The organism is Planomonospora algeriensis (genome assembly GCF_977012225.1).
The window spans coordinates 1-9,581 of the sequence record NZ_CDRNDK010000241.1; the positions used below are offsets into that span (position 1 = coordinate 1).

Annotated in this window: 10 protein-coding genes; all 10 read right to left on the reverse strand. The window is 71.3% G+C overall.

Annotated elements, in window-relative coordinates:
• Window positions 1-49: 49 nt before the first annotated feature.
• Window positions 50-1,399, reverse strand: coding sequence for a sugar phosphate nucleotidyltransferase (locus tag ACWJ6R_RS22505; protein WP_449064131.1), 1,350 nt, complete (start codon window positions 1,397-1,399; stop codon window positions 50-52).
• 8 nt (window positions 1,400-1,407) lie between these two features.
• Window positions 1,408-2,148 carry a P-loop NTPase gene (locus ACWJ6R_RS22510; protein ID WP_449064132.1) on the reverse strand — a complete coding sequence of 247 codons (741 nt, stop codon included), beginning with the start codon at window positions 2,146-2,148 and terminating at the stop codon, window positions 1,408-1,410.
• Window positions 2,145-3,380, reverse strand: a complete 1,236-nt coding sequence (locus tag ACWJ6R_RS22515) for a PP2C family protein-serine/threonine phosphatase (RefSeq protein WP_449064133.1) — start codon at window positions 3,378-3,380, stop codon at window positions 2,145-2,147. Before ACWJ6R_RS22515 ends, ACWJ6R_RS22510 begins: the two co-directional genes overlap by 4 nt.
• Window positions 3,377-3,799 carry an ATP-binding protein gene (locus ACWJ6R_RS22520; protein WP_449064140.1) on the reverse strand — a complete coding sequence of 141 codons (423 nt, stop codon included), beginning with the start codon at window positions 3,797-3,799 and terminating at the stop codon, window positions 3,377-3,379. Before ACWJ6R_RS22520 ends, ACWJ6R_RS22515 begins: the two co-directional genes overlap by 4 nt.
• 5 nt (window positions 3,800-3,804) lie before the next feature.
• Window positions 3,805-4,116, reverse strand: coding sequence for an STAS domain-containing protein (locus ACWJ6R_RS22525; RefSeq protein WP_449064134.1), 312 nt, complete (start codon window positions 4,114-4,116; stop codon window positions 3,805-3,807).
• Between the two features lie 18 nt (window positions 4,117-4,134).
• Complete coding sequence (gene glgX / locus ACWJ6R_RS22530; protein ID WP_449064135.1) at window positions 4,135-6,258, reverse strand: glycogen debranching protein GlgX; 2,124 nt, start codon at window positions 6,256-6,258, stop codon at window positions 4,135-4,137.
• Window positions 6,255-6,596, reverse strand: a complete 342-nt coding sequence (locus ACWJ6R_RS22535; protein ID WP_449064136.1) for an STAS domain-containing protein — start codon at window positions 6,594-6,596, stop codon at window positions 6,255-6,257. Before ACWJ6R_RS22535 ends, glgX begins: the two co-directional genes overlap by 4 nt.
• On the reverse strand, window positions 6,593-8,413 hold the full coding sequence (locus ACWJ6R_RS22540) for an AGE family epimerase/isomerase (protein WP_449064137.1): 1,821 nt from the start codon (window positions 8,411-8,413) through the stop codon (window positions 6,593-6,595). Before ACWJ6R_RS22540 ends, ACWJ6R_RS22535 begins: the two co-directional genes overlap by 4 nt.
• Window positions 8,410-9,006 carry a DJ-1/PfpI family protein gene (locus ACWJ6R_RS22545; protein WP_449064138.1) on the reverse strand — a complete coding sequence of 199 codons (597 nt, stop codon included), beginning with the start codon at window positions 9,004-9,006 and terminating at the stop codon, window positions 8,410-8,412. The genes ACWJ6R_RS22540 and ACWJ6R_RS22545 overlap by 4 nt, the downstream gene beginning before the upstream one ends.
• 12 nt (window positions 9,007-9,018) lie before the next feature.
• On the reverse strand, window positions 9,019-9,581 hold a 563-nt coding region (locus ACWJ6R_RS22550; protein WP_449064139.1), incomplete at its 5' end, for a thiamine pyrophosphate-dependent enzyme.

Sequence of the window (9,581 nt, forward strand, 5' to 3'; positions counted from 1 at the left end):
CCGGCCCCGCGCCGGCGGAGGGCCAGCGCGCCGCCCGGCGCGGGGCCGGTCAGGGGACGGGCGACACCCAGCGGGACACGTCGTCCGGGCTGGACAGACAGCTTCCCTGAGGAATCCGCGCGCCGCTCCAGACGTCCAGCCGGGGGAAGACGCTGACCCCGCACAGCCGGAGGCCGCCGTGCAGCCGCACCTCGTCGCCGAACGCGCAGAACCCCTCGGTGACGACGGGACGGCCTGGTCCGGAGCGGATCTCGACCGCCGCGCCCAGGACCGTGTCGGACAGGTCGGCGCCCGGCCCGATGATGCCGTGCTCCCCGCACACCACCCGGTGCAACCGGCTGCCCGCCCCGATGTCCACCCCGTCGGCCACGTCGGAGTCGACGAGCACCGCCCCGGGGCCGACCTCCACGTCCCTGCCGATGCGCACGCCCGGCCCGATGCGCACGCTCCCGTCCAGGATCTTCTCCGCCAGGGTCCTGCCGGAGGTCCCGTCCCGCAAGTAGAGGCTGCTCTCGTGGATGCGCGGCCCCATGCGCCCGCTCAACCGCGGATAGCCGCCCCGGAGCACCTGGCGGGTGGTCAGCAGGAAGTCCTGCGGGCTGCCCAGGTCGCCGAACCTCCCGATCCGGTGGGCGGCGACGGGATGCCCCCGGGAGACCAGGTACGGCAGCAGGTCGCCGCCCCAGTCGAGCCGCCGCCGGGCGAGCTCCTTCAGGCAGGGGTCGCGGGCGGCCTCCCGCAACCGGCCGCAGTCGATCAGGTACATCCCCGCGTTCGTCTCCAGCCCGCCGGCGCCGGCCAGCCGCTCGGCCTCCGCCGGACCCGGCTTCTCCATGAACCGCCGGACCGACCCGTCCGCGCCGCGCAGGAGCACGCCGTACCTGCCGGCGGCCTCGGCCGGCGAGCGGGAGACCGTGGCGACCGTGACGACGGCGCCGGCCGCCCGGTGCGCCTCGGCCATCGCGGCCAGGTCGAACTCGAAGACGGAGTCCGTGGGGAAGACCAGGGCCGGTCCGCCGAGGTCCCAGTGCTCCAGGCAGCGCAGCGTCGCCTCGCCGGAACCGGTGTTGTCCTGGTCGAAACGGGGCCGGGAGTAGCGCACGCTGACCCCGAACCGCTCGCCGTACTCCAGGATGGCCTTGGTCTGGGCGCGGTTCTCGTGGCCGTTGGCCGCGACGTAGAAGTCGGCCACCCCCTGCTCCGCCAGCAGCTCGACCGACCATTCGATCAGGCTCCGCCCGGCCAGCCGCATCGCCGCCTTGCTGCGCAGGTAGTCGGGGGTCGTGAGGGTCAACGGCCGGGCGCGGATCCCCTTCCCGCCGGCGAGAGCGATCGCGCGCACCCTGCCCGCCCGTCTGCCCGTCCGTTCGTTCGTCCGTCCGTCCGTTCGTTCGTCCATCCGTGTCCTTAGCGAGAGCCTGCGAGAATGAAGGAGATGATCCGCCGGTAGCCGTCGACGAGCGGATGCCGGGGATGGGCCGTCACGAACAGCTGCTCGGCGGAGAGCCGGCTCATCTCCGGCGCGTACGGCAGGACCGCCGTCACCTCGCAGCCGTAGACCGCCTCCGCCGAACTGTGCAGCTCCGGCCCCAGCGCCCCGCCCTGCACCATGTTGACCACGACGGCGCGGTGCGAGCAGCCGAGCTGGTCGGCCAGGGCGACGGTCTCCGGAGCGCTCGTCAGGCCCAGCCGGTCCGCCCGGGTGAGGATGACCATCGCGTCCGAGCTGGCCACCGACATCACCGTCTCGGTGTTGATGCCCGTGTGGGTGTCCAGCAGCAGCACGTCCAGGCCGAGCGCGCCGCCGAGCCGGGCGAAGCCCTCGTTGAGCAGGCCCACGTCGTACCCGGCCGCCGTGATCTCGTTGATGGCGCCCACGCTGCTCCGCGCCGTGACGACCGACAGGCCCTCGCCGACCGGGTACACCGCGTCCTCGATCTCGCAGCGGCCGGCGAGGTAGTCCACCAGGGAGCACTCGCTGCGCAGCCGGTCGATCCCGAAGATCGTGTCGACCGACGGCGACTGGATGTCGGTGTCCACCAGGGCCACGCGGTGCCCCTGCGCCGCCATGAGCGCGGCCATGCTCGCCGCCGTGCTGGACTTGCCCGTGCCGCCCCGGGAGGAGTGCACGGTGATGATCCTCGTCATCCCCGCCCCCGCTGGACGGCCATCATCGTGATGTCGTCCGACTGCTCGGCGGTGCCGACGAAGGCGTTGAGCGCCCGGTCGACCCGCTGGATCATGCTGCCCTCCGGGGTGTCGCCCTCGCGCAGCAGGTCGAGCAGGCGGGCGTCCCCGAAGAAACCCCCCTGCTCCGACCGGGCCTCGGTCACCCCGTCGGTGTAGATGAACAACCCGTCGCCCGGCTCGATGTGGGCGTAGCCGAGCGAGAACGAGCAGTCCGGCACGACGCCCACGGCCGGTCCCGTCGGGTCCAGCGCCTCCGGTTCGCCGCCGGCCGCGCGCACGAGCATCGGCGGGTTGTGCCCGCCGTTGACGTAGACGACGCTGCCGGTCGACGGGTCGAGCACGGCGAAGAACATCGTCGCGAAGTACCCCTGCCGGATGTGGTTGCGGGTGAGGTAGCCGTTCGTCCCCGCCACCGCGTTGAGCAGCGGCATCGCGCCGACGACCGGGGTCATGCGGCCGTCGAGCGAACGGCTCCTGCTCAGGTCCTGCGTCAGCTGGTCGACCGCGATCATGCTCTGCGCGCCGCTCTGCTCCGCGGTGTGGCGCAGCAGGCTGCGGATCAGCGCCATGAACAGCGCCGCGCCGACGCCCTTGTCGCAGACGTCGGCCACGACCAGCCCCAGCCTGCGCCGGTTGACCAGCTCGAAGGCGTCGTAGAAGTCCCCGGCCACGGTCCGCGCCGGCCGGTAGCGCACGTCCAGCCGCCAGCCGTCGGGCGCGGGCAGGGACTCCGGCAGGAAACCGAGCTGGATCTCCCTGCCGATCTCCAGTTCCCGCTCGTAGCGGAGCAGGTCCGCCTTGCCCTCGATCTCCTGGAGGGTCCGGTCGATCTGCTGCCGCTCGTGGCAGGTGCGCAGCCGCGCCTGGACCAGGGGGGTGAGGAAGGGCGGCACGAGGTAGTCCATGCCGCTGCGGATGTGCCGCTCCAGCGCGCCGAAGTCGTCCTCGGTGAACGCCAGGGCGACGGGCGGCCGCCCCTCCTCGTCCAACCGGCGGCAGACCGCCCGCACGATGTTCGGCGGGATGTCGGCGGAGGTCAGCAGGACGTCCGCGGCGGGGGTCCGGGCCGCCCCCAGCACGTCGGCGGGCGACCGTATCTGCACCCCGGCCCCGGCCTCCTTCAGTGCCAGCCGCAGCTGATCCGGCAGCTGTCTGCGGTCGTCCAGGGCCAGTACCCGCATCTCGTTCATCCCGCCTCACCTGCCCGGTCGTGGCGGCGGACCAGCAGGGTGCTCCTGTTGCGCCCGGACACCAGCTCGTAGGTGAACCCGTCGAGCGCGGTGAGCGCGAGGAAGACCCCCAGCCCGCCGATCCGCCGTTCGGCGACGGGAACCTTCCACTCCGGGGGGCGGAGCCCGGCCCGGGGATCGAACGGCGGCGCGTCGTCCTCGAAGCGGACCCAGACCGTGTCGCGGTCCACGCCCCCCTCCAGGTGCAGTTCGCCCTCCCGGCCCCGGTACCCGTGCGTGATGACGTTGGTCACCAGCTCGTCCGCGGCCAGGCGCAGGCGGTAGGCGGTCGCAGGCGTCAGACCCGCCCGTTCGGCGAGCGACCCGATGTAGCGCGCCACGACGTCGAGCGACTCGAGCGACGCCGGAATGCGGGGCATCGTCTTCACGAACCGGTCATCTCGATGCTGCGGTCCAACCCGGCCATGCGGATGGTCCGGACGACCGGTTCGATGGCTCCGTCGATCACGATCTCGACCTCGTCGCCCATCTTCTGCCGGGCGAACACCAGCGCGCGCAGCCCCGCGCTGGCGAGGTAGGTCAGCTCCCCGGCCTGCAGGACGAGCCGCCGGGCGCCCGCGGCCGCGGCCTCCTCGATGGTGTCGTGGAACTCGCCCGCGGTCGACGCGTCGAGTTCTCCGGTCAGGCGGATGGTCGCGGTGTCCGCGTCCGTGCTGAGGGTCGCGTTGAACGCCATGGTGGTGGCCTCCTTGGGTCAGTTCTCACGGCCGATGAGGATGAGGACGGATCGGGGGGCGATCGGCCGACGCCGGGGGTCGGCCACGGCCGGCTCGGCGCCGGGCTCGCACACGTCGTACGGCGCCGCGGCGGCGGTGTCGGCGGCCACGTGCCATCCGAGGCCGCCCGGCAGCTCCGGCAGCTCCAGGTCGTGCGCCTCCCAGTGCGAGTTCATCGCCACGTAGACGTGCTCGATCCCGCCGTCCGCATCGGGACCGCAGCGCAGCAGAGCGAGCAGCCGGGAGCTGTCCGACCAGTCGGGCTCCCACGGCCGCACGCCGTGCCAGCTGACGTCCGGCAGGCCGCCGGCCACGTCCGCGCCCTGCGGGTGGCGCAGCGCGCGCACCACCGGGTGGGCGCGCCGGAAGGCGATCATCCCCCGGACGAAGCGGAGCAGCTCGGCGTTGGCCTCGACCAGGCCCCAGTCGAGCCAGGACAGCTCGTTGTCCTGGCAGTAGGTGTTGTTGTTGCCGAGCTGCGTGCGGCCCACCTCGTCGCCGGAGAGCAGCATCGGCACCCCCTGGCTGGTGAGCAGGATCGCCATGGTGTTCTTCATCTGCCGCAGGCGCAGGGCGTTGATCTCCGGATCGTCCGTCGGGCCCTCGGCCCCGCAGTTCCAGCTGTTGTTGTCGTTCGCCCCGTCCCGGTTGCCCTCGCCGTTGGCCTCGTTGTGCTTGTCGTTGTAGGACACCAGGTCGTTGAGGGTGAACCCGTCGTGCGCGGTGACGAAGTTGACCGAGGCCGCGGCGCCCCGGCCTCCGTACAGGTCGGGCGAGCCCACGATCCGCGTCGCCAGCTCCCCCACCGTGCCGGTGTCGCCCTTGACGAACCTGCGGACGGTGTCGCGGTACTTGCCGTTCCACTCCGACCAGCGGCCGTAGCTGGGGAAGCGGCCCACCTGGTACAGGCCGCCCGCGTCCCACGCCTCGGCGATCAGCTTGCTGTTGCGCAGGATGGGGTCGTAGGCGAGCTGCTCCAGCAGCGGCGGGTTGGGCAGCGGGGTGCCGTCGGGCGCGCGGTCCAGGATCGCCGCCAGGTCGAAGCGGAACCCGTCGACGCGGTACTCCGACACCCAGTGGCGCAGGCAGCCGAGCACGAAGTCGCGGACCACCGGGTGGTTGCAGTTGACGGTGTTGCCCGTGCCGCTGAAGTTGTAGTAATACCCCTCGGGGGTGAGCATGTAGTAGGTGGCGTTGTCCAGCCCCCGGAACGAGATCGTCGGCCCCTGCTCGTTGCCCTCGGCGGTGTGGTTGAAGACGACGTCGAGGATGACCTCGATGCCGGCCCTGTGCAGGTCCTTGACCAGGGACTTGAACTCGTCGGCCTGCATGCCGTACTTGCCGGTGGCCGCGTAGCCCGCCTTGGGGGCGAAGAAGCCGACGGTGTTGTAGCCCCAGTAGTCGTACAGGCGCCGTCCGCCGACCGGATCGGTGCGCGGGTTGTCGAACTCGTCGAACTCGAAGATCGGCATCAGCTCGACGCAGTTGACGCCGAGCTCCCTCAGGTAGGGGATCTTCTCCCGGAGGCCGGCGTACGTGCCCGGCGCCGACACCCCGGAGGAGGGATGCCGGGTGAAGCCCCGCACGTGCGTCTCGTAGATGACGAGGTCGTCCAGCGGGATCCGCGGCGCCCGCTCGTCCTCCCAGTCGAAGTCGTCGAAGACCAGCCGCGCCCGGTACTGGTAGGGGTCGTCCCAGTCCGGTTCCCGGCCCCACACCTCCCGCCCGGACAGCAGCCGCGCGTGCGGGTCGGTCAGCACGCGGGTCGCGTCGAACCGGTCGCCGCGCCGCGGGTCGAACGGCCCGTCGGCGCGGAAGCCGTACTCCAGGTTCTCGTAGTCGAGCCCGAAGACCGTCATCGCGAACACGCTGCCGATGCGGTAGTCGTCGGGGAAGGGCAGCTCCGCCGCCGGCTCCGCGGCCCCCCGCTCGAACAGCACCAGGCTCATGGAGGTGGCGCGGTCGGAGTACACCGAGAAGTTGACCCCGCCCGGCACCAGGGAGGCGCCGTAGGGGAACGGCCTGCCGTGCCGGACGCGGTACCCCCCGATCTCCCGGGTCGGGAACGCGTCGATCCGCTCGCGGACGTCGAAGACGCTCATGACTCCACGCGCTCCAGCTCGGTCTCGACGTCCGTGCCGATCTCGAAGAAGTCCAGGAACCCGGTGGCGGACATCACGAACATCAGCTCCTCCGCCAGCCCCAGCAGGACGATCCTCGTCTCGGCCTCCTGGCCCCGCCGGTGCACCAGCAGCAGCGTCCGCAGCCCGGCGCTGGAGATGTACGGCACCGCGCCGAAGTCCAGGAGCAGGACGGAGCGCTCCCTGATCAGGGGGAGCAGCTGCTCCTGCAGCGCCGTCGAGGTCAGGCTGGTGATCTCCCCCTCCAGCCGCACCACCGTGGTGTTGCCGGTGACACTGTGGCTGACCTTCACGCTCATCGCCTCTCCCCTCTCTGCGGCACGAGCCGCACCCGCACCTTGACCCGGCCCTGCCGCTCGCCGAGCCGCACGGTGAGCGCCTCGGCGTCGAAGTCGGCGTGCGGCTCGCCGGCCACCTCGACCTGGTCGATGCGCACCGATCCCGGGGGCAGCAGGTCCGGTGAGACCCGCAGGGTCCGCTCCGGCAGGTCCGCCGGGTCGGGCTTGAAGTAGAAGTCCATCGGGTTGCCGTTGATCAGCAGGTTGTTGTAGACGGCCGCCAGGAAGCACAGCTCCGCCGAGTGGTACATGCTCATGGAGTGGCTGCCCTTGAGCCGCTCGGTGCCGAGCAGGTACGGCATGCCGCTGGCCAGGACGTTGAAGTAGACGGCGCCCTCGTCGTGGTCGAGGAAGAACGCGTTGTAGAACGACTCGGCGGCGCGGGCCTCGTCCAGGAAGGACTCCTCGCCGGTCGTCCCGGCCAGGATGAGGTAGGCCAGGATCGCCTGCTCCTGCTGCCACCAGGCCTTGCGGTCGTGCCAGACGAACCGGTGCTGCTCCTCGCCCTCCCGCAGGACCCGCTCGACCACGTCGTACCAGCCGCCGCGCTGCCGGTCGCCGCCGACCGCGGGCATGATCTGCCCGATGTGGGCGGCCAGCTCGGAGTAGGCGGCCTTGGGGCGCAGGGAGTGCATGCGCATGAGGTTCCAGGCGATCTTCAGGTTGTGGCCCACCACGGCCCGGTTCTGCTGCCAGCCGTGCGTGGTGTCGTGCGACCAGTCCCGGTGGAAGCGCTCCTGGACGAACGGGCTGGCCTTGTCGTCGGGGAAGTGCTCGACGATGGTGTCGAAGGTGTACTCCAGGAACTCCGCGTACCGCTCGTCGCCGGTGGCGAGGTACAGGTTGATCAGGTAGGCGGGGGCGTGGTCGCCGACCGAGTTCCAGTTCTTGCGCGCCCGGTTCGGGCCGAGCGACTCGTGGTCGGGGCTCAGCAGGATCGGGTCGATGTGCGAGAAGTACCCGCCGAGCTCGCGGTCGAGGAAGAACTTGTCGAACAGCCGGAGCGTGGCGTCGGCGTCGTCCTTGATCCGCGGGTCGCCGGTGATCCGGTAGGTCTGGATCGGGCCGGCCAGCGCGTAGATCTGCTCGTACATCGGGATCGCGTCGTAGTCGTCGGAGAACTCCGAGGTGAACAGCTTCTTCTCGCTGTCCCCGTCGACCCTGACCCCGTGATACCAGTAGACGACGTCCTCGTCGGTGTCCACGAAGCGCATGTGCGCCCGCAGGTACTCGGTGCCCCGCTCGGCGACCTCCAGGTAGTCCTCGTCCCCGGTCAGCAGGTAGGCCGAGGCCATGCCGTACACCAGGCGCGAGATCGTGTCGGTCTCCTGCACGTGGCTGGAGGTCTTCTCGCCGCCCAGCCGGATCATCGTCCGGTAGTCGCGGAAGTCCACCGGCCCGTCGCCGAACTGGGCGCGCCGGTAGAAGCCGGCGATCTCCCTCAGCTGCCCGGCCCACCAGCCGGACTCCTCGAAGCGCATGTCACCGGTGCGCCGGCCGAGGAAGACGATCCGCTTGGCGTCGAAGCGGTACCCCTCGCTCCACGGGTAGAAGACCCCGTAGGCGAACAGGAACCGGCCCGGCTCCAGCATGTCCTCGAAGTGGCCGGTGGCGTCCACGTACGGCTCGCCCAGGTTGCGCAGGAGCTCGGCGCTCGGGCCGCCGGAGACGGACACGGCGAACCGCCTGCCGTCGAGGGTGTCGAGCGTGACCGTTCCGGCCCCGCGGTCGTAGGCGGCCACGTGACCGGCGATCGTGTCCGAGAAGGTGAAGTTCACCGGGACTCCTCTCTCCGTGCGAGCAGGTCGATGAGCGTCCTGGCGAACAGGTGGCAGTGCCGGCCGGTCCGGCCGGTCACCAGGTCCCCGTCCACCACGACGTCCTGGTCCACGTAGTCGGCGCCCATGTTGCGCACGTCGCCGACGAGGTTGTTGTGACAGGTGATCTTCCGGCCGCGCACCGTCTGCGGGATGGACGAGGCCAGCCACATCCCGTGGCAGATGATCCCCTTGAGCAGGGACGGCTCGTCGAACGCGCGGCGGAGCAGGTCGGCGGCCGGGGCGAGGACGTCGACGTCCTCGGTGTAGCGCAGCCGGTCGGACACCATGCCCGACGGCACGACGAGCGCCGCGTAGTCGGCGAGGTCGGCCTCCTCCAGGCTGCGGGTGACGGTGAGCGGGGCCCGGTACTCGTGACCGGTGAACGTGATCGACTCGTTGCCCCACAGCCGGGTGAGCAGGTCGACCTCGGCGCCCTCCTCGGCGAATCTCAGCTGGTAGTAGAAGATCTCCGGCTCGAAGAAGTCGCTCTCCATCAGGATCGCGATCCGCGAGCCGGACAGCGGCCCCTGGGCCGTCTGCACGTCGGACACGGTCTGGCCTCCCTAGTCGGTCCGCAGGTCGACGAGGAAGGGCCCGTCGTCCGCGAACATCCGCTCGACGGCCTCCTCGACCTGGTCGGGCTTGTCGACCTTCACGCCGTCGACGCCGAACCCGCGCGCGATGTCGACGAATCCCAGTTCCGGCCGGGACAGGTCGAAGGAGCGCGGGGACGCGTGCGGCTCGACGCCGCGCTCCCGCCAGTACTGCTCGATGTTGTGGTCCAGCAGCCGGTAGGAGTGGTTGTTGCAGACGACGAACTTCGCGCCGACCCCGTGGCGCACCGCGGTCGCCAGCGCCTGGAAGGTGTACATGCTGCCGCCGTCGCCGGTGAAGGCGACGACCGCCCGCTCCGGTCTGGCGATCTTCATCCCGATCGCGCCGGGGATGCCCACCCCGAGCGACCCGCCCCGGGTCTGGAACCAGTGGCCGGGCGCCCCGGGCGGCAGGTGCGCGCCGATCACGGCGGAGGCCGTCAGGCTCTCGTCGAACACCATGAGGTCCGCCGGCGCGCGGGCGGCGACCCGCCGGGCGAACGCGGCGGTCAGCGAGTCGTCGTCGGCTCCCG

Coding starts and splice junctions, on each gene's coding strand:
- ACWJ6R_RS22505 (WP_449064131.1), bottom strand. CDS start 1,399: ATGGACGAACGAACGGACGGACGGACGAACGAACGGACGGGCAGACGG.
- ACWJ6R_RS22510 (WP_449064132.1), bottom strand. CDS start 2,148: ATGACGAGGATCATCACCGTGCACTCCTCCCGGGGCGGCACGGGCAAG.
- ACWJ6R_RS22515 (WP_449064133.1), bottom strand. CDS start 3,380: ATGAACGAGATGCGGGTACTGGCCCTGGACGACCGCAGACAGCTGCCG.
- ACWJ6R_RS22520 (WP_449064140.1), bottom strand. CDS start 3,799: ATGCCCCGCATTCCGGCGTCGCTCGAGTCGCTCGACGTCGTGGCGCGC.
- ACWJ6R_RS22525 (WP_449064134.1), bottom strand. CDS start 4,116: ATGGCGTTCAACGCGACCCTCAGCACGGACGCGGACACCGCGACCATC.
- glgX (WP_449064135.1), bottom strand. CDS start 6,258: ATGAGCGTCTTCGACGTCCGCGAGCGGATCGACGCGTTCCCGACCCGG.
- ACWJ6R_RS22535 (WP_449064136.1), bottom strand. CDS start 6,596: ATGAGCGTGAAGGTCAGCCACAGTGTCACCGGCAACACCACGGTGGTG.